The sequence below is a fragment of the Streptomyces liliiviolaceus genome (assembly GCF_018070025.1).
GTDB classification, from domain to species: Bacteria; Actinomycetota; Actinomycetes; order Streptomycetales; family Streptomycetaceae; genus Streptomyces; species Streptomyces liliiviolaceus.
Genome location: NZ_JAGPYQ010000002.1, coordinates 1253606 through 1277265, shown reverse-complemented (window position 1 = coordinate 1277265; position 23660 = coordinate 1253606). Strand labels below are relative to the sequence as shown.

Here is a 23660-nt window from a genome sequence, read left to right as displayed (position 1 = left end):
GGGTTGCACCATGGACTTCGCCCAACTGCTCAACGCGGTGGCCTTCGGGTCCCTGCTGATGATCCTCAGCTCCGGCCTCGCCATGATCTACGGCCTGCGAGGCGTGACCAACTTCGCGCACGGCGCGCTGTACATGGCGGGCGCGTACCTGGCCTACAGCGTCACCCAGCACCTCTCCTTCTGGTGGGCGCTGCTGATCGTGCCGCTCGCACTGGCCGTCCTCGGAGCCGTTCTGGAACTGGTCTTCTTCCGCAGGCTCCAGGGACGCTCCCCCATCGAGGTCGGTCTGGTGACCTTCGGCCTCGCCATGGTCCTGGAACGCGTGATCGTACTGATCTGGGGCGAACGGACGCTCTCGGTGAACGCCCCCGCCGGGCTGGACGGCACCACCTCGCTGTTCGGCACGCACTACCCGACGTACCGGCTGCTGGTCATCGGGATCGCGCTGGTGATGGCGGTGGCCCTGGTGTGGTGGCTGCGGGCGAGCCGGACGGGCCTGCACATCCGGGCCGCCAGCCACGACGTCGAGACCTCGTCCGTCATGGGCATCGACGTCGACCGGGTCAGCCTGGTCGTGGTGTGCCTCGGCGCGGCGCTCGCCGGACTCGCCGGCACGCTGGCCGCACCGTACGTGTCGGTCGACCCGGGCATGGGCGTGGGCATCCTGATCAACGTCCTGATCGTCGTGGTCATCGGGGGAGTGGGCAGCATCGGCGGGGCGATGGTCGCGGGAATGGCCCTCGGTCTCGTGCAGACCATGGGGAGCGTCCTGCTGCCGAGCTACTCGGTGCTCGTCCCGTACGCCGCTCTCGTCGCCGTGCTGCTGTGGCGGCCCGCCGGGCTGGCCGGAAAGAGGCTGTCATGACCGATACGACCACCCGGCGGCCGCCGGCCGTCTCCGAGCCCGCCGCGGGCGGCGAGAACGCGGGCAGGAAACGGTGGATCCGCGGCGGGGCGGTCGCCGCGGCGGTGCTGCTCGCCGGTTTCGCGGTGCCGCACCTCGGCCTGGACTCCTACTACATGGGACTCGTCCTCAGCGGGGTGATCCTCGCCCTGCTGTCGCTGTCGATCGGCTTCCTGGCCAGGCGCCTCGGCCTGATCAGCCTGGGGCACACCGCCTTCTTCGGCGGCTCCGCCTACGCCCTGGGCATCGCGATCACCCACTGGGGCTGGAGCCCGATGCCCGCCGCGCTCTTCGCGTTCTCGGCCGGCACCCTGCTGGCCCTGCTGATGGGCGTCCTGGTCGTACGGGCTTCGGGCATGGGCTTCCTGATGCTGACCCTGGCACTGGGACAGGCTCTCTACCAGTTCTCGACCCAGGCGGTGGCCCGGCCCTACACCGGCGCGTACGACGGCCTCCAGCTCCAACTCGGGCCCGACGACACCTTCCTGGGCATGACGTCACCGCAGCTCATGGACGCCGGACTGTTCTGGCCCGTCGCCTGGGTCGCGCTCGTCGTCTCGGCGGTCGCCCTGTGGGCCGCCGGACGGTCCCGGTTCGGGACGGTGCTGGAAGGCATCCGCGAGAACGAGGAACGGATGCGGTTCTCGGGCTACAACACCTTCGCCCCGCGCCTCGCGGCCTTCGTCCTCTCCGGGGCCGTGGCATCCCTGGGCGGCGTGCTCTTCGCCCTCAACGCCGCCTACGTCTCTCCCGAGGTGCTGAGCTTCGTCAAGGCGGGTGACTCGCTGATCGCCACCATCGTGGGCGGCATGGGCACCCTGCTGGGACCGGTCGTCGGAGCGCTGCTCTACACCTACGCCCAGGCCCGGTTCAACGTCTCGGGGAACCTGCCCCTCTACACCGGCGGCGCACTCGTCCTGGTGCTGCTGTTCCTCCCCGGCGGGGTCCTGGGAGGCCTGGAAGCGCTGCGCAGGCGCCTGCCGTTCCTGCCGGCCGGGAAGAAGGACCGTACATGACACTGTTCGAAGGATCGGCGGTGACCGTCCGGTACGGGGCGGTGCAGGCATTGGAGAACATCGACATCCGGCTCGATCCCGGTGTCGTCCACGGCGTGATCGGCCCCAACGGCGCCGGCAAGTCCACCTTCATCGACGCCCTCTCGGGCCGTAAGCGGCCGTCCGCGGGCAAGGTCCTGCTGGACGGCGAGGACATCACCGCCCGGCCGGTCGGCTGGCGCCGGCTGCACGGTGTCTCCCGCTCCTTCCAGCGCACGAGCGTGTTCGCGTCGATGACGGTCCGCGACCAGCTGGAGATGGTCGCGCGCCGGACCGGCGGGAAGGACCTCGACGACATCGTCGGCGCCCTCGGGCTCGGGCCGTTCCTCGACCGGGTCTGCAACGAGATCGCGTACGGCACCCAGCGCTCGGTCGACCTGGCGCTGGCGCTGATCGGCGAGCCCCGGGTCGTCCTGCTCGACGAGCCGTGCGCGGGGCTGGTGGCCGACGAGGCGGCGGGCATGCTCGGCCACATCCGCGCGATCTGCAAGGACCGCGACGTCGCCGTGCTCCTGGTCGAACACGACGTGGACGGTGTCTTCCGCACCTGCGACGCGATCACCGTACTGAACCTCGGCAAGGTGCTGACCTCCGGCGCCCCCGCCGACGTACGCAAGGACGAAGAGGTCGTCCGGGCCTATCTGGGAAGTGCCGCATGAGCGTGGTGTTGGAGTTCAGGGACGTGCACGCGTCCTACAGCGGCGCGGTCGTGCTGCAGGGAATCGACTTCGAGATCGCCGAAGGGGAGTCGGTCGGCCTGGTCGGGCGCAACGGCGCGGGCAAGAGCACGGCTCTGACGTCGGTGTACGGCATCCCCACCGTGACCGGCCGGATCCTCGTCGGCGGCAAGGTCATGGGGAGGAAGCGGTACGAGCCCACCGCGCGGGGCGTCAGCCTGGTCCCGCAGGGCAAGCGCATCTTCCCCAACCTCACCGTCGAGGAGAACATCCTGCTCGGCCGGGCCTCGGGGCGGAAGGGACAGTGGACACTCGCCTCCGTGTTCGAGCTGTTCCCCAACCTGGCCCGGGGGGCGAACCGGCCGGGCACCCAGCTCAGCGGCGGGGAGCAGCAGATGCTGGCCATCGCCCGCGCCCTGATGGCGGAACCCCTTCTGCTGATGCTCGACGAGCCCACCGAGGGACTGGCGCCCGTCGTCATCGACGAACTCGTCGGCGCGCTGCGGCAGATCCGCGAGCGCGGGACCGCCCTCCTGCTGGTGGAGCAGCACATCGGGATGATCCAGCAGCTCGCGGACCGCTTCCTCGCCCTGAGCAAGGGCGAGCTGGTGAGTCAGGGGCCCGTCGGTGAACTGGCGACGAGAGCGGTGCAGGAGCTGATCGCTCTCTGAGCGCTCGGGGACGCCGGACGGTCCTGGCCCAGGCCGTCCGGCGTCCCCCGTCGCAGGTCCCGTCAGCGGGCGAAGGTCTCGATGATCGCCTGGGTGTTCTCCGCGACCCGTTCGGGGGCGAGGGTGAAACTCGGGGAGTACAGCGCGGCGTGGTCGTAGCGCTTCTCCAGTGCCGGCAGGGCGTCCCGGACCTCGTCGACGGTGCCCGCGACCGCCATCTGGTCGAGCATCGCGTCCGAGACGGCGTCGATCATCGCCCGGTGGTCGCCCGCGTGGAACGCGGTCCGGATCGCGGCGGCCTCGGCCGCGAACCCGGAAGCCTCCATCACCGGACCGTACGCCTTCGGGGCGACGTAGAAGGCGATCTGGGCGGCGGCCTCACGGCGGGCGGACGCGGTGTCGTCGGCGATCGCGCAGATGACGACACCCTTCAGCAGGACGTCCTGCGGGGAGCGCCCGGTCTTCGCCGCCCCGCGGGCGACCGCGGGAGCGACGACGTCCTCCAGATAGCGGTCGGTGACTGTGGGATGGCAGATCAGCCCGTCCGAGACCCGGCCGGCCACCTCGATCATCCGCGCGTTCACGCCCGCGGTGTAGACGGGGATCGTGGCACGCAGCGGCGGCTCGATGTCGGCCGTGGGCGTGATGTCCACGTCGTAGAAGCGGCCCGCGTGCCTGACCGGTCCCTCGTGCAGGCGCCAGAGCCGCCGCAGCAGCGGGATGAGCTCCTCCATCCTGGTGGCCGGGCCTTCGGCGTCCTTGACCCCGTGCCAGCCCTCCATCATCCGGCGGGTGCCCGTGCCCAGCCCGAGAGTGAGCCTGCCGTCGCTCATCTCGTCGAGGAAGCGGGCATCGTTGGCGAGCACCAGAGGGGAGCGCCCCACGGCGTAGGCGATCGCGGTTCCCACTCCGATTCGGGAGGTGGCCGCGGCCATCGCCGCCACGGAGACGACGGCGGAGCGGTTGAGGAACTCGCCGGACCACGCGGCGTCGAACCCGGCGGCCTCGGCCCGCTCGGTGATCCGCCGGGTCTCCTTCAGTCCTCCCGCGAGGACGGTGATACCGCGCGTGGTCATGTCAGTGGCCTTTCGTCCGGAAGTCCAGCCGTTAGTGTCAATGGTTAGACCTTATAGTGCAACAGAAGGATCACTGCAGAAAGGTGTCGGCCCCATGGCTCCGTTCACATCCCCGTTCACGATGGGCATCTCGGATCAGGACGGTTTCACGACGTCGGACCCCCGGCGCAGGCGCCGACTGCTCGACCGGGTCGAGGAGGCCGGACTGGACCACGTCTCCGTCGGGGACCACATCAGCTTCCACGACGGGTCCGGATTCGACGGCATGATCACCGCGAACACCATGCTGTCCTCCCACGACAGGCTGTCGGTGCTCATCGGGATCTACCTGCTCGGACTGCGCCACCCGATGGCGACCGCCCGGCAGTTGTCCACGCTGAGCCAGGCGGCGCCCGGACGGCTCACGCTCGGCGTCGGCGTGGGCGGCGAGGACCGCCGGGAGGTGAGCAACGCCGGTGTCGACCCGAGGACCAGGGGACGGCGCCTGGACGAGGCCCTGATGCTGGTCCGGCGGCTGCTGACGGGCGAGGAGGTCAGCCACGAGGGGGAGTTCTTCCGGCTCGACGGGGCCCGGATCCTGCCGGCGCCGGACCCGGGCATCCCGATCGTCATCGGCGGCAAGGGCGACGTGGCGGTCCGGCGCACCGCGGAGTCGGGGGACGGCTGGCTCGGCATCTTCTGCTCCGCGCGCCGGTTCGCCGAGACCCGGGAGCGGATCCTCGAAGCGGCCTCGGGCCTCGACCGGCCGACGCCGTCGTGGTTCGGGGTGAACGTCTGGTGCGGCCTGGACACCGACCCGCGGCGGGCCCGCGAACTGCTGGCCGCGAAGATGCAGGGGCTCTACCACCTGCCGTACGAGAAGTTCCAGTACATCGCCCCGGCGGGAACCCCGGAACAGGTCGCGGAGTTCCTGCTGCCCTTCGTCGAGTCGGGAGCCGAGCACATCACCGTCATCCCCGTCGGATCGGGCGTCGAGGCGGAGATCGACGCGGTGGCGGCCCTGCGGGAGCAGCTCGGCAGGGCCGTCGGCGCCGCGCGGGAGTGATTCAGAGCAGCAGTACACCGCCGTCGACCGGCAGGCTGACGCCGGTGAGGTACGCCGAGGCGTCGCCGGCCAGGAACACCGCGACCGCGGCGACGTCCTCGGGGTCGCCGATGCGCCCGAGCGGGATCCTCGCCGCGATCAGCTTGCGCCGGTAGTTCTCGCTGTAGTGCGCGGTCTGCTCGGAGGGGAAGACCCCGGGCAGGATGGCGTTGACACGGATGCCCAGGGGCCCCACTGCGCGGCGAGGTCCCGGGTGAGGCCGAGGACCGCCGCCTTGGCGGCGCTGTAGCCGGCCGCCGGCATCCTCGCGGTGGTGACCGCCATGACACTCGAAATGTTGATGACGGAGCTGCCGGGCCGCATGACGCGACCGCAGGCCTGTGCCATCCAGTAGGACCCGTTGAGGTTGACGTCCACCGTGGAGAGGAAGTTCTCCGGCGGGTCCTCGGTGGCGGGGTGGTAACCGCCGCCGGTCCCCGCGTTGTTGACCAGGACGTCCACCCGTCCGAAGCGGCTCATCGCGGCGTCGACCAGCGCGTCGCAGTCCTCGGCCGCGGTGACGTCGGTCCGGACCGCCACAGCGTCGCGGCCGGTGGCCCGTACGCGCTCGACCGTCTCCCGCAGGCCGTCCACGCGTCGCGCGCCGACGGCGACGTCCGCTCCGGCCTGGGCCATGGCGACGGCGTGGGCGATGCCCAGCCCCGACGACGCTCCCGTGACCACCGCGACCCTGCCCGCCAGCGAGAAGCGGCTCATCATGTCCGTCCCGTGCATCCCGTTCTCCGTCATGCTGCCGTGGCTATCACGCACGCGGGCCCGGCCCTCGGCGCGCCCGCACGGGGCACTGTGGAAATCTCCAGTGCGCGCGGACCCCGACCTTGTCCGGCGAGGTCCCGCCGGGGAGATTTGCCGGGTGACAGCCGAATCCACTGACGTATCCCGCGACCGGTCCGACGAGGCGCGGCTGCGGGCCAGGTTCACCGCCGCCGTGACGGCGCGATGGCCCGGAGCGAGCCTGGAAGGCCTGCGCAGACTGCCCGGCGGAGTGTCCAGCCTCACCTACGCGGCGATGCTCGCTGTTCCCGGCGGGCCTCCGGGACCGGCCGTCGTGAAGATGGCGCCTCCCGGCCTGGCGCCGGTCCGCAACCGCGATGTGCTCCGGCAGGCCCGGGTCCTCCGCGCCCTCGGTACGGAGCGCGATGTGCCGGTCCCGTCCGTCCTGTTCGAGGACGACGGGGATCCGCCGCTCTTCGCGATGGACCTGGTGCCCGGCGACTCCTACGAACCGCTCCTCGACGTGAGCGCCGACCCTCCCGGCGCGGACGTCGTCGACCGCAGAGCGCGCACGGCGGCACGAGTGCTGGCACGGATGCAGTCGCTCGGTCCCGGGTCGCTCGGCATGGCGGACGAGCCCGTCGTCACCGTGAAGGAGGAACTCGACCGGTGGGCCCTGCTCCTCGACACGGTGGACGACGACGTCTGCCCCGGCCACCGGGAGCTGTACGCCGCACTGGCCGACCGCATCCCGCGTCCCCTTCCACCGGTGCTGGTGCACGGGGACTACCGGCTCGCGAACATGCTCTTCCAGGGCGACGCGCTGAACGCCGTCATCGACTGGGAGATCTGGTCGGTCGGCGATCCGCGCACGGACCTGGCCTGGCTGCTGATGCACACGGACCCCGTCCACCGCTTCGAGGAGACGCGCGACGGGGCGAACCTGGCCGCCGGGCGCGGCATGCCCGGCAGGGACGAACTGCTGGCCGAGTACGCGCGGGTGCGTCCGGTGCCGGCGGACCGACTCGACTGGTTCCTGGCCTACTGCCACTACAAGACGGCGTCCACCCTGTCGGTGTTCGTGAAGCGCAACCGGCGGCGTCCGGATCCGGACGCGAGGCTGGTCACCGCCGCCGCGAGCCTCGCCGCCGTCGTCCGGCGGGGCCGGAGCATCCTGGAACGGGCCGACCGGGGCTGACGTTCCGGCCGCCCCGGTCCCTCACCCGGCTCCTCAGTCGAAGTAGGCGATCACGGCGTCCGCCACGCAGGCCGGCTTGTTGCCGCCCTCGGTCTCGAAGGTCTGGGTGACGGTGAAGCGGGTGCCGCCCTCGATGGCGTCGGCCGCCTTCAGCGTCGCCCGCATCCGCAGCCGGGAGCCCACCGGTACGGGGGAGATGAACCGCACCTTCTCGAAGCCGTAGTTGAGCCCCAGCGAGTGCCCGCTCAGCGAGTACAGCTCGTAGAGGAACTTCGGCCCCAGCGACAGCGTGTACAGCCCGTGCGCGATGGTGCCGTCGAAGCCGGCCCGACGGCCGCGCTCCGGGTCGACGTGGATGTCCTCGTGGTCGTCGGTCGCGGACGCGAAGGCGTCGATCCGGGCCTGCGTCACCTCGTGCCACGCGCTGGTGCCGATGTCCCGGCCGACGAGTTCCCGCAGTTCCGCGATGCCGCTCAGTTTCAACATGGCGCAGATCAGAACACGGAGCCGGTACGGGGGAGGAGCGGGCGCGAACGGGTCGCTGGAGCGGTCCACAGTGGTCCGGCGCACGGCCAGGACCGGGTACGACGGGACCGCCCTACGGTGAGCCGGAAACCGGAACCGGGACAGGAGTGGAACGGACAGGACCGGAACGGACAGGAACTGGACAGGAGGGGCACACCATGAGCTGGTCGGTTCCCGAGGACGTCGTACGACTGGTCAAGGACCTCGACGTCTTCATCGACGCCGAGATCAAGCCGCTGCAGGACGAACACCCGCAGTTCTTCGACCACCGGCGGGAGTACGCCCGCACCGACTGGGAGCGCGACGGCTACCCGGCAGCCGCCTGGCGGGAGGTGCTCGCGGAGATGCGACGGCGGGCCGACGCGGCCGGATTCTACCGCTATCCGCTGCCCGCGGCGCTCGGCGGACACGACGGATCCAACCTGGCGATGGCCGTCGTCCGGGAGCACCTGACCACCCGCGGCCCCGGGCTGCACTTCCCGCACGCGGACGAGGCGTCCGTGGTGGCGAACCTGCCGCTGGCCCTGGTGCTGCACGAGTACGGGACGGCCGAGCAGAAGGAGCGGTACCTCGACCGGTACGTCCGGGGCGAGATCGAGATCGCCTTCGGGCTCACCGAACCCGACCACGGCAGCGACGCCACCTACCTGCGGACCACGGCGGAACGCGACGGCGACGACTGGATCATCACGGGCGAGAAGCGGTTCAACAGCCTCTCCGACGCCGCCGAGGTCGACCTGGTCTTCGCCAGGACCTCGGGACAGGACGGCAAGGCCCGGGGGATCACCGCCTTCCTGGTGCCCACCGACGCGCCCGGCTTCGAGATCGTCGGCAACCACTGGACGTTCAACATGCCGAGCGACCATCCCGAGGTCCGCCTCACCGGCGTACGGGTACCCGCCGACGCGGTGCTCGGCGAGCTCGACCGGGGCCTGGACCTCGCCCAGCTCTTCGTCCACGAGAACCGCATCAGGCAGGCCGCCTCCTCGCTGGGCGCGGCACAGTTCTGCATCGACCGCAGCGTCGAGTACGCCCAGCGGCGCGTGGTCTTCGGCAAGCCCCTGCACGAGCACCAGGGGGTGCAGTGGCAGCTCGTCGAGCTGCAGACCGAGGCCGAGCTGGTGCGCAACACGATCCACAGGACCGCCGCGTTGATGGACGAGCGGGGGAAGACGGCGGTCTCGGACAAGGTCGCCATGGTGAACATGCGCGGGAACCAGCTCGCCTGCAAGGCGGCGGACCGGGCGATCCAGGTCCACGGCGGAATGGGGTACACCCGGGCGCTCCCGTTCGAGCACATCTACCGTCACCATCGCCGCTACCGCATCACCGAGGGCACCGACGAACTGCAGATGCGCCGTATCGCGGCGAGCATGTTCGACTTCGGTTCCCGCCGCTGATGTCGGGGCGAGCCGAGGTCGCGACGGGCCGAGGTCAGGACCGACTGCGGTCAGGACGGTTCGAAGGACTCGAATCCGCGGGACAGCAGCTCGAACAGCAGCGAGTTGATGTCGACGCCGTCGAGGGCCCGCGCCGGCCAGTAGGACAGGGAGAAGACCATGCCGAGACAGGCCTGTGTCATCGAGGCGATGTCCGCGTCACCCAGGTCCGGGAACCGCTGTGCGAACAGGGCCTCCCAACGGGCCGTGTACTGGCCCCTGCGGCGGTTGAACGATCGTTTCCACGGATCGACGAGTGAGCGCACCTCGCGCTGGTAGATGTTGACCAGGTGCCGGTGCCGCGCGGCGAAGTCGATGTGGTGCTCCAGCGCGCGCCGCAGATCCCGGGCCGGATCGCCGTGCACGGGTACGGTGGCGCTGATCAGCTCGTCCATGGCCTCGTTGAGGAGGGTGGCGAGGATTTCGTCCTTGCCCGAGAAGTGGCGGTACAGGGAGGGTCCGCTGAGGCCCGCGCGGGCGCCCAGTTCATCGACCCCGACTCCGTGGAAGCCCTTCTCGTAGAAGGCCGCGGCGGCGGCGTCGAGGATGGCCCGGTCCCTGCTCATCAGCCGAAGTCAACTCCTGTGAACGGTCGTTGGGCGGACGTCGTCGCCGGGACACATTAACGCACCGTGCGCGGCGGGGATCCGTGCCTTGAAACACGCGGGAGCGGGTGGCTGCACAGGCATTGTCGTAAACGGTCTTACCATTGTACGGTGCCAACCATATAGCCACCCATACTCCCGTCGGGGCAGCAACAGCGACAGGTAGGCAGGCGAATCACATGTCAATGGCGACGGTGCGCGAGCGGTTCACCGAGGAGCAGATCCAGAGCTACTACGCCAACGGTTCCTGGTGCGAATACACCTTCTTCGACGCGCTCGAACGCCAGGTGCGGGAGCGGCCCGACAAGGTGTTCGTGACGGACTCCACGACCTCGTACACCTTCCGGGAACTGCGGGACGCGGCACTGCGCCTCGCGGTCGGACTGGTGCGCCGGGGGATCGCGCCGGGCGACCGGGTGACCGTCCAGGTGCCGAACTGGACCGAGTTCGTGGTCATCTCCCTGGCGATCTCCCGGGTGGGGGCGCTCATCGTGCCGATCATGCCGATATACCGGCGTGACGAGGTCGGCCACATCGTGGGAAGCGCTGGCCCCAGGGTGGCCTTCACCACCGGCCGCTACCGCGGGTTCGACCACGACGGCATGTTCCTGGACATGGCCGCGGACAGCCCGACGCTCGACACGGTGATCGTGGTGCGCGGCGAGGAGTCGACCGGGGGAAGCCTCCGGTACGAGGACGTACTGGCCGAGGTCACGCCCGAGGAGGCCGAGGCCGAACTGCCCGCGGCCCCCGGACCCGACGAGCCGTGGGTCATCGTCTTCAGCTCCGGTACGACGTCCCGGCCGAAGGGGTGCGCGCACACCTTCAACACCATGGCCACCGGCGCGCGACTGCTGGGCAAGGGCTGGCACTACACCGACGAGGACGTGCAGTTCGGGCCCTCCCCGATCACGCACACCACCGGTCTGGTCACCAGTGTCATCCTGCCGCTCATCCACGGCGCCTCCTCGCACATCATGGAGAAGTGGGAGCCGCGCGAGGGCCTGGCGCGGATCGCGAAGTTCCGCTGTACCGCCGCCGTCACCGCCACCACGTTCCTGCAGATGCTGCTCAACGCCTACGACCCGGACGTCCACGACGCGAGCAGCATGCGGTTCTGGACCTGCGCCGGTGCGCCGATCCCCGGCACGTTCGTGCAGCGGGCGGTCGCCACGCTGCCGGACATGCGGGTGCTCAGCCTCTACGGCCGCACCGAGAACATCACGACCACGATGTGCACGCTCGACGACGATCCGGCGCGGTCGGTCACCTCCGACGGCAGGGCGCTGCCGTTCCAGGAGGTGCGCGTCGTGGACGGGCAGGGCGAGGAGGTGCCGCGCGGCACCGAGGGCGACATCGCCTACCGGGGCGCGATGAACGCGCTGGGGTACATCAACCAGCCCGAGGAGACCGCGAGCATGTTCACCGCCGACGGGTTCTCCCGTTCCGGCGACCTCGGGGTGATGGACGACGACGGCTACGTACGGGTGACGGGGCGGCTCAAGGACATCGTGATCCGTGGGGGCCTCAACATCAGCGTCCGGCAGGTCGAGGACCTGCTCTCCGCGCACCCGGCCGTCGGCGAGGTGGCCGTCGTCGGTATGCCCGACGAGAAGATGGGCGAGAAGGTCTGCTGCTACCTGGTGCCCGCCTCCGGCGCCGAGCCGCTGACCCTGGAGGAGATCAGGGACTACCTCCTCGGCGAGGGACTCGCGATCCAGAAGGTCCCCGAGCGGCTGGAGATCATCGCCGCGCTGCCCTCCACGGCCACCGGCAAGATCCAGAAACATGTGCTGCGGAGCGACATCGCCGACAAGCTGAAGGCCGGGCGTTGACCGGTCCGCCCAGGGCGGTGGCCACCGGGGTGTCGAGTCCCCGGCGGTCACGGTCCCGCAGCCGCGGGGCGGTGACCGCCGGGGCGCACGCACTCAGCCGTCGGCGACGACGATCACCGCGCGGCCCGACATGAGCGTCGTGCCGTCCCTGGTCGCGGCCAGTTCCATCGTCGCCAGGGTCCGGGCGTCGTCCCCCGGTGCGAGCGAGGTGACCTCCCCGGACAGCTCGACGACGTCCCCGATCGCCAGGGGCGCGGTGAAGCGGACGCCGTACTCCCGCAGGTTCTCCACGCCGCACCAGTCGGTGAGCCAGGCGGCCAGCAGTGCGGCCGTCAGCTGTCCCATCGCGATCGGCCGGTCGAAACCGGCCGTGGCGGCGAAGGCTCCGTCGTGGTGCAGCGGATTGAAGTCACCGCCGGCGCCCGCGAAGCGCACGATGTGCGTCTGGGTGAGGGGTCCGACGCGTCGTGGCGGGGGACGGTCGCCCACGGCGGCCACCGGCGGTGTCCTCATGGCCGGCCCCTCTCGATCAGCACCTCGCGCTGGGTCACGGCGAGTTCGCCCCGCCCGTCGACGAACTCGGTCTCCAGTGTGATCAGGCGCATGGTGCCGCCACGGCGCCCTTCGCGGGTCTCGTCGCCGACGACGCGACGGGTGCCCCGCAGGGTGTCCCCGGCCACCAGGGGGCGCCGGTAGGTCCAGTCGACCGAACCCACCACGACCCGGCTCAGTTCCAGGCCGAGTCTCTCCACGAAGGTCCGCTGGTCGCGGTGGTGACCCGCGACCACCACATGGGTGGCGGTGGCCGGGGCGCCCGAGAACCCGTTCTCCGCTGCGAGTCCGGGGTCGGTGTGCACGGGGTCGTCGGTGAACGTGGCGCGGACGAATTCGAGGATCTTTCCCCGTTCGACGTCGAAGACCACCCTGTCGACCACGGTGTCGATCAATGCATTCATACGCAGACTCCTTTTGGTCTGACCTATAGTATGGTTTCGCGAACCTGACCGACAAGGCGGTGACCATGGATCTGTCCGACGCTCCCGACGAGGCCCGGTTCCGGCACGACGCACGGACCTGGCTTCGGCGCAGCCTTCCCACCCTTCCCTGGCCGGAGCCGGCCGACCTGGTGGAGAAGGCGCCGTTCTGGCGCATGTGGCAGCGGATGCTCTTCGACGCCGGCTACGCCGGACTCACCTGGCCGAAGGAGTACGGCGGACAGGGACTGGACGAGCGGATGCGCGCGCTCTTCAGCGAGGAGTGCGATCACGCCGGGGCGCCGGAGCGGCTCAACACCATCGGCGAGGACTTCACGGGCCCGACCATCGCGCACTTCGGCACCGCCGCACAGAAGGAGCGCTACCTGCGGCCCATCCTGAGCGGCGAGGAGATCTGGTGCCAGCTGTTCTCCGAGCCGGACTCCGGCTCGGATCTCGCCTCCCTGCGCACCAGGGCGACCAGGGTCGACGGCGGCTGGCGGATCACCGGACAGAAGATCTGGACCAGCCGCGCCCAACTCGCCGCCCACGCGATCCTGCTGGCGCGCACCGGCGGGGGCGAACGGCACAAGGGCATCACCTACTTCCTGCTGCCCATGGACAGCGCGGGTGTCACCGTCCGGCCGCTCGCGCACATGCTCGGCGAGGCCGAGTTCAACGAGGTGTTCCTCGACGACGTCTTCGTGCCCGACGACGCCGTGGTGGGCGAGGTCGACGGCGGCTGGCGGGTCGCCATGGCCACCCTGGGCTTCGAACGGGTCGCCATCGCCACCGGCCGGGTCAACACCACCAAGGCCGTCGAGGACATCGTCGCCGACGTCCGCGCCAAGAAGGCCGCCGACGGCAGCCGCCTCGGCGCCGACCCCCAGGTGCGGCAGAAGGTCGCCGACCTGTGGGGCCGGGCACTGGTGCACCGCGCGATCGGCCAGCGGGTGATCTCCGGCGCGGTGTCCGACGGTCCGCCCGGTCCCGTGACGTCGATCGGCAAGCTCTACTTCTGCCCGCTCGTCGAGGACCTCGCCGACTTCCGGCTGTCCCTGGAGCCGCTGGGCGACCAGTTCGCCCTAGCGGACGAGCACGCCGAGGCGCAGTGGTGGCTGCGGCTCGCCAACCAGGCCCGGGGCACCGCGATCGCAGGCGGCTCGACCTTCATCCAGCGCAACATCGTCGCCGAGCGGATCCTCGGCATGCCGAGGAGCTGACGTGACCTACACCTGGCATCCGTCGCGCGACTACCTGGAACACTCCAACGTCGCCCGGCTCATGCGTACGCTCGGCGCGTCCACCGCGGACGAACTGCGCGCCCGGTCGGTGGCCGACATCGGCGGCTTCTGGGGCGCCGTGGCCGAGGACCTCGGCATCGAGTTCCGTACGCCCTGGACGGACGTGGTCGACCTCGGCCGCGGGATCGAGTACCCGGACTGGTTCACCGGCGGGCACCTCAACATCGTCGACGCGGCACTGACCCGCTGGGCCCGCGAGACGCCCGGCAACACCGCCGTCGCGCACGAGAGGGAGGACGGCACGGTACGCACGCTGACCTTCGCCGAACTGGACGACCGGGTGGCGCGGGCCCGCGCGGGGCTGCGCGCCCGGGGCATCGGCAAGGGCGACGCGGTCGCCCTCTACCTGCCCATGACGCCCGAAGCCGTGATCGCGATGTACGCGGTGGCGAGCATCGGGGCGACGGCGGTGCCCCTGTTCTCGGGATTCGCCGCCACCGCGATCGCCTCACGCCTCCAGGACGCACGGGCGAAGGCGGTCGTCACCGCCGACGGCACGGTCCGCCGCGGCAGGAGCGTCGGCATGCTCCCGCAGCTGGAGGAAGCACTGACGTCGTGCCCGGACGTGGAACTCGTCGTGGTCGTGGACAACCTGCACCCCTCACCCCGTCCGGGTGAGGCGGCCGGGCAGGCGGGCCGGACGGTCTCCTGGCAGCGCCTCCTCGACACCGACACCGACCCCGATCCGGAGGCGGAGGACACCGACGCCTCGGACGTACTCCTGCTCGCCTACACCTCCGGCACCACCGGCAGGCCGAAGGGAGCCGTGCACACCCACGCCGGGTTCCTGCTGAAGACGGCGAGCGAGGTGGCGTACGGATTCGACATCACACCCGGCCGGACCTTCTGCTGGATCACCGACATGGGCTGGATCATGGGCCCGCTCTCGATCTTCGGCACCCACGCCAACGGCGGCACACTGCTGCTGTACGAGGGCTCGCCCGACGTCCCCGGCACCGACCGGCTCTGGCAACTGGTCGAGCGGCACCGGGTGTCCATGCTCGGCGTGTCCCCGACACTGATCCGCACCCTCAAGGCGGCCGCACCGCAGCCGCCCGCCCAGGACCTGTCCTCGGTACGGGTCCTCGGCTCGACGGGCGAGCCGTGGGACCCGGAGTCCTACGAGTGGCTGGCCCGCGACGTCTTCGGCAGCCGGGTGCCCGTCATCAACTTCTCCGGCGGCACCGAGGTGGGCGGCTCGTTCCTGTGCCCCTATCCGGTGGAGGACATCCGCAGCTGCTCACTGGGCGGCCCGGCGCTCGGCATGGACGTCGACGTCGTGGACGACGACGCCCGCCCCGTGCGGGGCGGTGTCGGCGAACTGGTGTGCCGTCAGCCGTGGCCCGCGATGACACGGGGAATCTGGAACGACGACGCGCGCTACCGCGAGGCGTACTGGTCCACGTTCCCCGGCCTGTGGCGGCACGGCGATCACGCCCTGGTCGACGAGGACGGCGGCTGGTTCATCCTGGGCCGCTCCGACGACGTGATGAACGTGGCGGGCAAGCGCGTCGCGCCGGCCGAGATCGAGTCGGTGCTGGCCGTCGATCCCGCGGTCGCCGAATCGGCGGTCGTCGGCATCCCGGACGCCACCAAGGGCGAGGCGGTGTGGGCCTTCTACGTCCCGCGGGCAGGGGACGAGACCGAGGACGGGGACGAGTCGGAGGTGTCGGCGCGGCTGCGCCGACGGGTCGCCGAGGAGCTCGGCAAGCCGTTCGCGCCCTCCCGGGTGATCCGGGTCGGACAACTGCCGAAGACGCGGTCGGCCAAGATCCTGCGCCGCGCGGTCCGGGCGGCGGTGCTCGACGCGGACCCCGGCGACCTCTCCGGCGCGGAGAACCCGGAGGCGGTCGACGAGATCCGCGCACAGGTCAAGGCCCTCGGGTGAGCCCCTGGCCGCAACAGGTAGAGGAAGAGGACATGCGATGCAGTGGGAACTGACCGACGAGCAGGACGCGTACCGGAGGACGCTCCGGGACTGGCTCACCGACGTGGCGCCCTCGGACGTGGTGCGCGGGTGGCTCGACGACGAGGACGACTCCGTCTTCGAGTCGCGCTTCGTGGACGCGGGCTGGGCCGGGGTCGGGCTCGCCGAGGAACTGGGCGGCCAGGGCGGCGGCCTCGTCGAGTTGGCGCTGACCGCCGAGGAACTCGCCCGCGCCGCGGCTCCGTCGGCCGCCTGGCTGGCCACGGCCCTCGCGCTGCCCGCCCTGGCGGGACGCCCTGACCTGGCCGGCGCGGCGTCGGCCGGCGACACGGTGGCGCTGCTGGTACCGGCCGAGACCGTGCCCGACGAGGCGCCCACGCTGTGGTCGGACGGCGAGGGCGTCCTTACCGGCAGGGCGCCCCGGGTGCTGGCCGGTGACTCGGCCGCCCGGTTCGTCGTACCGGTGGGGGAGGGGGACGCGAAGCGGCTGCGGCTCGTCGACGCGAGCGCCCCCGGGATCGGTATTGGGGCCCGGCCGCTCCTCGACCGCTCCCGGTCGGTCGCCGACGTGACGCTCGACCGCGTACCGTCCGTGCCGCTGGACGTCGACGCGGCCGAGGTGCTCCGGCAGGCGTCCGCCCGCGCGGCCGTCCTGGTGGCCGCCGACTCGCTGGGTGCCACCGAGCGCATGCTCGACCTTGCCGTGGAGTACAGCAAGCAGCGTCACCAGTTCGGGGTGCCGATCGGCTCGTTCCAGGCGGTCAAGCACGCGGCCGCCGACATGCTCGTCGGTGTCGAGGCGGCCCGCTCGGCGATCTACTTCGCCGCCGCGTCGGTGGAGAGCGGCCATGCGCAGGCGCTGCTGCACGCGGCGGCGGTCAAGGCCCAGGTCACCGCCGAAGGGGCGCGCGGCGCCGACAGCGCGCTCACCCTGCACGGCGCGATCGGCTACACGTGGGAGCACGACCTGCACCTCTACTACAAGCGGGCCAAGCTCGACGAGCAGCTGTTCGGTGTTCCGGCGGTCTGGAACGAACGCATCGCGGACGGTCTCGCCCTGGTGTGAAGGCCCGTGTGAGGGCTCGCGGGAGGGCCGTCGAAACTCTCGTTTAATGGTCAGGCCTTTGTTATAGTCATTCCAATTAGTTCCGGAAAGGACGTGGGCACCGTGGACTTCGAGCTCACCGAGGACCAGCTGACCATCCGGAAAGCGGTCCGTGAGCTGGCCGGCAGGTTCGACGACCAGTACTGGATGGAGAAGGACTCGGCCCACGAGTTCCCCACGGAGTTCTACCGGGCCTTCGCCGACGGCGGCTGGCTCGGCATCACGACCCCGGAGGAGTACGGCGGCCACGGTTTCGGCATCACCGAGGCCTCCCTCCTCCTCGAAGAGGTCGCCGCGTCCGGCGCGGGCATGAACGGCGCCAGCTCGATGCATCTGTCGATCTTCGGCATGCACCCGGTGATCAAGCACGGCTCCAAGGAGATGAAGGAGGAGAACCTTCCCCGCATCGTCGACGGCGACCTCCATGTGTGCTTCGGGGTCACCGAGCCCGGAGCCGGGCTCGACACCACCCGCATCACCACCTTCGCGAAGCGCGACGGCTCCGACTACGTCGTCAACGGCCGCAAGGTGTGGATCTCCAAGGCCATGGAGTCGGAGAAGGTCCTGCTGCTGACCCGGACCGCGAAGTTCGAGGACTCCCCGAAGAAGACCGACGGACTGACGCTCTTCCTCACCGACCTCGACCGCGACCACGTCGACATCCGGCCCATCGGCAAGATGGGCCGCAACGCGGTCACCTCGAACGAACTCTTCATCGACGACCTGCGCGTCCCCGCCGCCCACCGGATCGGCGAAGAAGGCCAGGGCTTCAAGTACATCCTCGACGGCCTCAACCCCGAGCGGATGCTGGTGGCGGCGGAAGCCCTCGGCATCGGCCGCGCCGCCCTGCGCCGCGCGGTCCGGTACGGCAACGAGCGCGAGGTCTTCGGCCGGCCCATCGGCATGAACCAGGGACTGCAGTTCCCGCTCGCCGACTCGCTCGCCCACCTCGACGCCGCGGAACTCGTCCTGCGCAAGGCGACCTGGCTCTACGACCAGGGCAAACAGTGCGCGCGCGAGGCCAACACCGCCAAGTACCTGTGCGCGGACGCCGGTTTCCAGGCCGCCGACCGCGCGCTGCAGACCCACGGCGGCATGGGTTACTCCGAGGAGTACCACGTCGCCCGGTACTTCCGTGAGGCACGGCTGACCCGGATCGCCCCGCTCAGCCAGGAGATGGTCCTGAACTTCCTCGGCGAGCACGTCCTCGGACTTCCCAGGAGCTACTGATGTTCTCTCTGCAGGGGCGATCCGCCCTCGTCACCGGCGCCGGCGCCGGCATAGGAGCCGCCGTCGCCGAGGCGTACGCGGCGGCGGGCGCGGCCGTCGTCGTCACCGACATCGACAAGGACGCCGCCGAGGCGGTCGTCCGCCGGATCGTGGACGCCGGCGGCCGGGCCGAGTCGGCGGTCCTGGACGTCCGCGATGCCGGGCAGGCCGCCGAGGCCGTCCAGCAGGCCGCGAACCTGGGCGGCGGCGTACTCAACATCCTGGTCAACAACGCCGGCGCTGTCGCGCCCGCGATGTTCCCGAAGATGACGTCCGACCAGTTCGACCTCGTGCTCGGCATCCACGTCGGCGGCACCTTCACCGTCAGCCAGGCGGCGCTCGGCCATCTCGCCACGGACGGCACCGGCCGCATCATCAACGTCACCTCGGCCGCCGGCCTGGTCGGCACGATCGGCCAGGTCAACTACGGCGCGGCCAAGGCCGCCGTCGTGGGCATCACCAAGTCCCTGGCCAAGGAGCTGGCGAGGAAGCAGATCACGGTCAACGCACTGGCCCCGCTCGCCGCGACCGCGATGACGGAGAACATCCGAGGCAACGAGAAGCTCGCCGCGGTCACCCTGGCCCGTATCCCGCTCGGACGCTGGGCGCAGCCCGAGGAGATCGCCGGCAGCTTCGTGTTCTTCGCCTCCGACGCGGCGTCCTACATCACCGGCCAGGTCCTGCCGGTCGACGGTGGGACGGTCATCTGATGCCGAAGAACCCCTTCCTCGACACCGGCCGCGAGGCGCTGATCGTCGAGGCACTGCGCACCCCGATGGGCCGATCGCACCCCGAACGCGGCTGGTTCCGCGACACCCACCCCAACGAGATGCTCGGCGCCGTCTACACCGCCCTGCTGGAGAGCACGGGCCTCGCGCCGGACGTCGTCGAAGACCTGGTCGTCGGCTGCACGGCGCCGTTCGGCGAGCAGTCCCGCAACATCGCCCGCAACGCCTGGCTGCAGGCCGGCTATCCGGCAGAGGTGCCCGCGACCGTCCTCGACCGGCGCTGCGGCTCCGCCCAGACCGCGGTGGAGATGGCGGCCGCCCTGATCTCCTCCGGCACCCACGACGTGGTCCTCGCGGGGGGTGTCGAGCACATGGGACACGTACCCATGAACTCCCCGGCCAGGATCTCCGAGCTGTACGGCGATCCCTGGCCCGCCGAACTCCGCGCGCTCTACGACTTCGTACCGCAGGGCGAGAGCGCCGAGCTGATCGCCGAGCGCTGGGACATCTCCCGTGGCGAGATGGACGAGTTCGCGGTGCGCTCGCACCGGCTGGCCGCCGAGGCGGTCGCCGCCGGACGCTTCGACCGGGAGATGATCCCGCTCGAACTCGACGGCGAGAAGCGGATCAGCGACCAGACCATCCGTCCCGGCACCTCCGCCGAAGGACTGGCGGCGCTCAGGACCGTCTTCCGGGAGAACGACGGCCGGATCACCGCCGGCACCTCCTCCCCGATCTGCGACGGCGCGGCCGGGGTCCTGCTCGCCTCCCGCGAGGCGGCCGACCGCCACGGTCTGCGCCCCCGCGCCCGCGTCCTCGACCAGACCACCGTCGGCGTCGACCCGGTCATCATGCTCACCGGACCGATCCCCGCGACCCGCAAACTGCTCGAACGCAACGGCATGACGATCGACGACATCGACCTGATCGAGATCAACGAGGCGTTCCGCGCCCCAGCGCGGCGTGCAGTTCGTCGATCCCGGCCAGCTCGCGGTTGCGCGAGGCGTCCAACTGCTTGCCCCAGCGCCGCAGTTGCCGGTCCAGGAAGCCCTCGGGCCGGCCGAAGTCGGCGAGGCCCGCCTCGGCGGGGTCCACGGCGTGCAGCTCGACCAGCGTGTCGACGAGACCGAGCACCGCGCCGCGCGTGCGCTCCGGGCCGAGCGGAGCGAGCTGCTCGGCGGTCCGGTAGGGCGTGCCCTCGACGAAGTCCATGACGTAGAAGGGCGCGCCCAGCACCTCGGTGTCCTCGCACAGCAGGAGCGTGCGCGGCACGGGTACGGCGGTCGGGTGCAGCGCGCTGATCACCCGGTGCTCGCGCTTCATGTCGTGCGCGGTGGCCAGGACGTGCCCGAGCGGCGGCCTGCGCACGACCCACTTGGAGGTGCCGTCCGTGACCGCGTACGTGAGGTTCGACCGTCCGCCCTCGATCAGCCGGCCGGTCAGCGGGCCGTCGACCAGTCCGGGCCGCTCGCCGTCGAGCAGGCCGCGCAGCCGGTCGAGATCGAGACCTGGCGGGTGGTCTGGACTCATCGTGTTTCCTCCGTAGGCGGGGATCAGGGCTCCCCCACATGATGCCGACCGGTCGGTATGCCGTCCAGTGGGCAAACGAAACGTGACCGGCGTCTCGGCCACCAAGGACCATCAAAGACCATGGGAAACCCCCGGGCCGTCACCTGCGGCCCGGGGGTCCCTGGATCTCCACGGGGCCGTCGGGCCCCGCGCTGCTCGGCTGCCTAGTGGTCGTCCCAGTGCCCCTCGTGACGGGCGTGGCGGTGACCGTCATGAACGTAGTCGACGTGGTCGCCGTGCGGCACGGCCGGGTGTCCGCAGCCGTCGCCGTGCTCATGGCTGTGCCCGGCGTGGGAGACGTGCCCGGCCGGCTCGCACTCGTCCCAGTGCTCCGCGTGCCTGCGGTGCAGATGTCCGTCGTGCGCGTAGTCGACGTGGTCGCCGTGCGGTACCTCGGCGTGCCCGCAGTCCGGGCCGTGGGCGTGCTGATGGGAGGGGTGTTCTTGGTGGAGGGTGGTGGTCATGGTGCTCGCTCGCCTTCGAGGTGCGGAGTATGACGTCGGCCAGGCTAGCCACACGAACCGCAATATATCCGTCCAAAACGGCACAGAATCGTCCTCGGATCCTCAGCGGGTGAGGGCTAGAAGACCAGCGCCGCCGCGCAGAGGGCCAGCGCGATCGTGCACAGGGCGGCGGTGCTCGCGTGCCGGGGGGTGAACGCCTCCGGGGGCACGCTCCCGGACAGGGCGCGGATCCGCCGGTGCGCCACGGCCAGGAAGCCAAGCCACAGCGCACAGCACATCGCGCACACCAGCAGTGCGGTCACGCCCGGTCCGTCGCGCAGTGCCGACTTCCCGGCGAGCACGGCGGCCACGGTCGCCGCGAGGGTCGTCCGCCGCCAGGCCAGCCGGGTGCGTTCGGGCTGGAGTCCCGGGTCCCGGCCGCCCGGCCCGCCGGTGCTTGCGGTCACGACTCCCACCCCGCCAGCACGACCACCACCATCGCGATGGCCACCAGGGCGACACCGATGCTCAGCAGGGCCGGGAAGCGGGACACGGGCAGGTCCTCGCCCCTGCGCATCGCGCGCTCGCAGCGGACCCAGTGGTTCACCGACCGCAGCGCGCACAGCACGCCCGCGGCCAGCAGCCCGAGCGCCAGTCCGGCCCGCCACTCCCAGCGCAGGTCCGGCAGGAACTGGTCCACGGCGAAGCCGCCGCCGATCAGGGCGAGCGAGGTCCGCAGCCACGCCAGGAACGTCCGCTCGTTCGCCAGCGAGAACCGGTAGTCGGGGGTGACCCCCTCTTCCCCGATCCGCTCAGGCGCGAACCACAACCGGACGTTCCGCACAAACTCGATCACACGAGCGACCCTACCGGCACCCCTCCATGGGGCCGAAGGCCCCGCCTGGGGGCGCGGGGAACGGCGCAATCTTTTGTCTGTAAGGGGCGCGGGGAACGGCGCGACCAGCCCCCACCGGCCCGCACAGGAGAACGCACCTCACCCCGCTGCCCCCTCCCGAAACGCCCGCAGCCGCGAGTACGCGGCGAGCCCGTCCGGCACGAACTCCCACACCCCCAGCCGCTCCTCCACCTCCCCCTCGGAGAGGAACGCGTGCCAGGCGACCTCCTCCACCTGCGGCCGCACCGGAATCTCGCACCGCACCTCGTACACGGCCGACCACCAGCTCTTCCCGGCCCCGTCCTCGTACAGGAACTTGAACAGGAAGGTGGGCCGGGCCAGCCCCGAGACCCCCAGCTCCTCCTCGGCCTCGCGCAGCGCCGCCTCGTCGTAGCTCTCGCCCGCGCCCACCACCCCGCCGACGAACATGTCGTACAGGGAGGGGAACACCAGCTTGGTCGACGTGCGCCGGTGCACGAACAGGCGCCCCTGCGCGTCCGTGACCTGGATGAACGCGCAGCGGTGCCGCATCCCGCGCGCGTACACGTCCCCGCGCCGGGCCCGGCCCACCACCTCGTCGTGCTCGTCGACGACGTCGAGAATCTCGTCAGCGGAACTCATCCGCCCATCAAAGCAGCCCTCCGGCAGCCCTCCGGCGGCCCGCCCCGTCCGGTGAGGGAGGGGTCAGCGCGGCTGCAGGTCCCGCAGCCGCTCCTTGAGCGCCACCCCGTTCGGCATCGCGGGATGCAGCCCCAGCAGGACGACCCCGGTCACGATCCCGGCGAGTCCCGCGGCCTCCCAGGCCAGCGCCCCGGTGTCGGCCCGCAGCCGGTCCCCGAGGAAACCCACCCCGCAGGCGATCCCGGCGAGCGGCTGCGCGGCGGTGAGCGCGGGCAGCGACATCCGCAGCGGCGCGGTCTCGAAGGCGCTCTGGACGAGCACGAGCCCCGTGATCCCGAGGGCGACGACCGCGTACAGCTGCCAGCCCGTGGCGAGCGCGACCCAGCCGCCGTCGGAGAAGCGGGTCCCGCTCACCCGGGTGAGCGCGTCCTGGACCCCGTACAGCAGCCCCGCCGCCACCCCGAGCGCGGGGCCCGAGCTGAGCCGGGACCGTTTGGCGTACGCGGTGAGGAGCAGGGCGAGGCCCACCATCACGCCGATGATCAGCCAGTGCCGTACCGGGTCGGAGATCGCGTCGCCGCCCCTCGGCTGCCCGGCCACGATGAACGCCGTCACCCCGCCGGCCAGCAGCAGGAGCCCGCCCCAGCCCTGTCTGCCGAGCGGCTGGCGGGTCTGGCGGCGGGAGAGGACGAGCGCGAAGAGCAGATTCGTGGCGAGCAGCGGCTCGACGAGGGACACCTCGCCGTGCGCCAGCGCGATCGCGCCGAGCACCATGCCCACGGCCATGAACCCGATGCCGCCGAGCCAGCGCGGCACCTTCACGAGGTCGAGGAGCAGCCGGGGGGAGAGGAAGTCGCCCAGGGGAGCGTGCGACGCCGCGTTCTGCTGGAGGACGAAACCGACGCCCAGACAGCAGGCCGCGCCGACGGCGAGGACGAGAACCAGAACCGACACGCTGCGTACCTCAAGACTTCGGACGGTGACGGGGCGGGGTGTGGTTGCGATCGACTGTAGCCCGAGT

The 23660-nt window shown here is 71.1% G+C and carries 23 protein-coding genes and 3 pseudogenes; 14 read left to right on the top strand and 12 right to left on the bottom strand.

The genetic code is table 11. The annotated features are described in order from the left end of the window. Nucleotides 1-10: 10 nt before the first annotated feature. Genes J8N05_RS40975 through J8N05_RS40960 form a run of 4 tightly spaced genes read left to right on the top strand, consistent with a single transcriptional unit; the run spans nt 11 to nt 3307 of the window. Nucleotides 11-865, top strand: a complete 855-nt coding sequence (locus J8N05_RS40975; RefSeq protein ID WP_210892246.1) for a branched-chain amino acid ABC transporter permease — start codon at nt 11-13, stop codon at nt 863-865. Continuing rightward, nucleotides 862-1920: a branched-chain amino acid ABC transporter permease gene (locus tag J8N05_RS40970; protein ID WP_210892244.1), complete on the top strand. Its 1059-nt coding sequence runs from the start codon at nt 862-864 to the stop codon at nt 1918-1920. The genes J8N05_RS40975 and J8N05_RS40970 overlap by 4 nt, the downstream gene beginning before the upstream one ends. Then, nucleotides 1917-2618: an ABC transporter ATP-binding protein gene (locus tag J8N05_RS40965; RefSeq protein ID WP_210892242.1), complete on the top strand. Its 702-nt coding sequence runs from the start codon at nt 1917-1919 to the stop codon at nt 2616-2618. The genes J8N05_RS40970 and J8N05_RS40965 overlap by 4 nt, the downstream gene beginning before the upstream one ends. Beyond that, complete coding sequence (locus J8N05_RS40960; protein ID WP_210892240.1) at nt 2615-3307, top strand: ABC transporter ATP-binding protein; 693 nt, start codon at nt 2615-2617, stop codon at nt 3305-3307. Before J8N05_RS40965 ends, J8N05_RS40960 begins: the two co-directional genes overlap by 4 nt. Before the next feature lie 62 nt (nt 3308-3369). Here the strand turns inward: J8N05_RS40960 and J8N05_RS40955 are convergent, their stop codons facing one another. Beyond that, nucleotides 3370-4383, bottom strand: a complete 1014-nt coding sequence (locus J8N05_RS40955; RefSeq protein WP_210892238.1) for an LLM class flavin-dependent oxidoreductase — start codon at nt 4381-4383, stop codon at nt 3370-3372. Between the two features lie 94 nt (nt 4384-4477). Here J8N05_RS40955 and J8N05_RS40950 point away from each other — a divergent pair, with 94 nt between their 5' ends. After that, entirely contained in the window at nt 4478-5428 is a 951-nt protein-coding gene (locus J8N05_RS40950) for an LLM class flavin-dependent oxidoreductase (protein WP_210892236.1), read from the top strand. 1 nt (nt 5429) lies between these two features. Here the strand turns inward: J8N05_RS40950 and J8N05_RS40945 are convergent. Next, nucleotides 5430-6103 (bottom strand): annotated as a pseudogene (locus J8N05_RS40945) (SDR family NAD(P)-dependent oxidoreductase). 238 nt (nt 6104-6341) lie between these two features. On the opposite strand from J8N05_RS40945, the gene J8N05_RS40940 reads away from it, so the two are divergent. Further along, nucleotides 6342-7400: a phosphotransferase family protein gene (locus J8N05_RS40940; RefSeq protein WP_210892234.1), complete on the top strand. Its 1059-nt coding sequence runs from the start codon at nt 6342-6344 to the stop codon at nt 7398-7400. A 33-nt stretch (nt 7401-7433) separates the two neighbouring features. On the opposite strand, the gene J8N05_RS40935 is transcribed toward J8N05_RS40940, so the two are convergent. Then, nucleotides 7434-7886: a MaoC family dehydratase gene (locus tag J8N05_RS40935; protein ID WP_210892231.1), complete on the bottom strand. Its 453-nt coding sequence runs from the start codon at nt 7884-7886 to the stop codon at nt 7434-7436. Between the two features lie 197 nt (nt 7887-8083). Between J8N05_RS40935 and J8N05_RS40930 the strand changes: the two genes are divergently transcribed. After that, nucleotides 8084-9325 (top strand): acyl-CoA dehydrogenase family protein, encoded by a 1242-nt coding sequence (locus J8N05_RS40930; RefSeq protein ID WP_210892229.1) that lies wholly within the window; start codon nt 8084-8086, stop codon nt 9323-9325. A 50-nt stretch (nt 9326-9375) separates the two neighbouring features. On the opposite strand, the gene J8N05_RS40925 is transcribed toward J8N05_RS40930, so the two are convergent. Further along, entirely contained in the window at nt 9376-9930 is a 555-nt protein-coding gene (locus tag J8N05_RS40925) for a TetR/AcrR family transcriptional regulator (RefSeq protein ID WP_210892227.1), read from the bottom strand. A 218-nt stretch (nt 9931-10148) separates the two neighbouring features. Here J8N05_RS40925 and J8N05_RS40920 point away from each other — a divergent pair, with 218 nt between their 5' ends. Beyond that, on the top strand, nt 10149-11804 hold the full coding sequence (locus J8N05_RS40920) for an AMP-binding protein (RefSeq protein WP_210892226.1): 1656 nt from the start codon (nt 10149-10151) through the stop codon (nt 11802-11804). A gap of 93 nt (nt 11805-11897) precedes the next feature. Here the strand turns inward: J8N05_RS40920 and J8N05_RS40915 are convergent, their stop codons facing one another. Together J8N05_RS40915 and J8N05_RS40910 are read right to left on the bottom strand one after the other, a co-directional pair. Then, the gene (locus J8N05_RS40915; protein ID WP_210892224.1) at nt 11898-12317 is read right to left on the bottom strand and encodes a MaoC family dehydratase; all 420 of its coding nucleotides are present in this window, start codon (nt 12315-12317) and stop codon (nt 11898-11900) included. Further along, entirely contained in the window at nt 12314-12760 is a 447-nt protein-coding gene (locus J8N05_RS40910) for an FAS1-like dehydratase domain-containing protein (RefSeq protein ID WP_210892222.1), read from the bottom strand. Before J8N05_RS40910 ends, J8N05_RS40915 begins: the two co-directional genes overlap by 4 nt. Nucleotides 12761-12825: 65 nt before the next feature. Between J8N05_RS40910 and J8N05_RS40905 the strand changes: the two genes are divergently transcribed. From J8N05_RS40905 to J8N05_RS48240, 6 genes and pseudogenes are all read left to right on the top strand, one after another. Next, nucleotides 12826-14001 (top strand): acyl-CoA dehydrogenase family protein, encoded by a 1176-nt coding sequence (locus J8N05_RS40905; protein ID WP_210892220.1) that lies wholly within the window; start codon nt 12826-12828, stop codon nt 13999-14001. 1 nt (nt 14002) lies between these two features. Next, nucleotides 14003-15970, top strand: a complete 1968-nt coding sequence (locus tag J8N05_RS40900; RefSeq protein WP_210892218.1) for an AMP-binding protein — start codon at nt 14003-14005, stop codon at nt 15968-15970. A 37-nt stretch (nt 15971-16007) separates the two neighbouring features. Next, a complete protein-coding gene (locus J8N05_RS40895) occupies nt 16008-17075 on the top strand; it encodes an acyl-CoA dehydrogenase family protein (RefSeq protein ID WP_210892216.1) in 1068 nt (355 codons plus the stop codon). Nucleotides 17076-17177: 102 nt separating this feature from the next. Further along, nucleotides 17178-18344 (top strand): acyl-CoA dehydrogenase family protein, encoded by a 1167-nt coding sequence (locus J8N05_RS40890; protein WP_210892213.1) that lies wholly within the window; start codon nt 17178-17180, stop codon nt 18342-18344. Beyond that, the gene (locus J8N05_RS40885; protein WP_210892211.1) at nt 18344-19093 is read left to right on the top strand and encodes an SDR family NAD(P)-dependent oxidoreductase; all 750 of its coding nucleotides are present in this window, start codon (nt 18344-18346) and stop codon (nt 19091-19093) included. Before J8N05_RS40890 ends, J8N05_RS40885 begins: the two co-directional genes overlap by 1 nt. Next, nucleotides 19093-20007: pseudogene (locus J8N05_RS48240) on the top strand (thiolase family protein); the annotation flags it as partial. The gene J8N05_RS40885 and the pseudogene J8N05_RS48240, both read left to right, overlap by 1 nt. A gap of 43 nt (nt 20008-20050) precedes the next feature. On the opposite strand, the pseudogene J8N05_RS47695 reads toward J8N05_RS48240, so the two are convergent. From J8N05_RS47695 to J8N05_RS40855, 6 genes and pseudogenes are all read right to left on the bottom strand, one after another. Next, nucleotides 20051-20641: pseudogene (locus J8N05_RS47695) on the bottom strand (phosphotransferase family protein); the annotation flags it as partial. Between the two features lie 203 nt (nt 20642-20844). Further along, the gene (locus J8N05_RS40875) at nt 20845-21144 is read right to left on the bottom strand and encodes a hypothetical protein (protein ID WP_210892207.1); all 300 of its coding nucleotides are present in this window, start codon (nt 21142-21144) and stop codon (nt 20845-20847) included. A gap of 116 nt (nt 21145-21260) precedes the next feature. Further along, nucleotides 21261-21590 (bottom strand): DUF202 domain-containing protein, encoded by a 330-nt coding sequence (locus J8N05_RS40870; protein ID WP_210892205.1) that lies wholly within the window; start codon nt 21588-21590, stop codon nt 21261-21263. Continuing rightward, nucleotides 21587-21979 carry a YidH family protein gene (locus tag J8N05_RS40865; protein WP_210892203.1) on the bottom strand — a complete coding sequence of 131 codons (393 nt, stop codon included), beginning with the start codon at nt 21977-21979 and terminating at the stop codon, nt 21587-21589. The genes J8N05_RS40870 and J8N05_RS40865 overlap by 4 nt, the downstream gene beginning before the upstream one ends. Nucleotides 21980-22117: 138 nt before the next feature. After that, entirely contained in the window at nt 22118-22639 is a 522-nt protein-coding gene (locus tag J8N05_RS40860; protein ID WP_210892201.1) for an NUDIX domain-containing protein, read from the bottom strand. A 63-nt stretch (nt 22640-22702) separates the two neighbouring features. Continuing rightward, a complete protein-coding gene (locus J8N05_RS40855) occupies nt 22703-23593 on the bottom strand; it encodes a DMT family transporter (protein ID WP_210892200.1) in 891 nt (296 codons plus the stop codon). Nucleotides 23594-23660 lie beyond the last annotated feature (67 nt).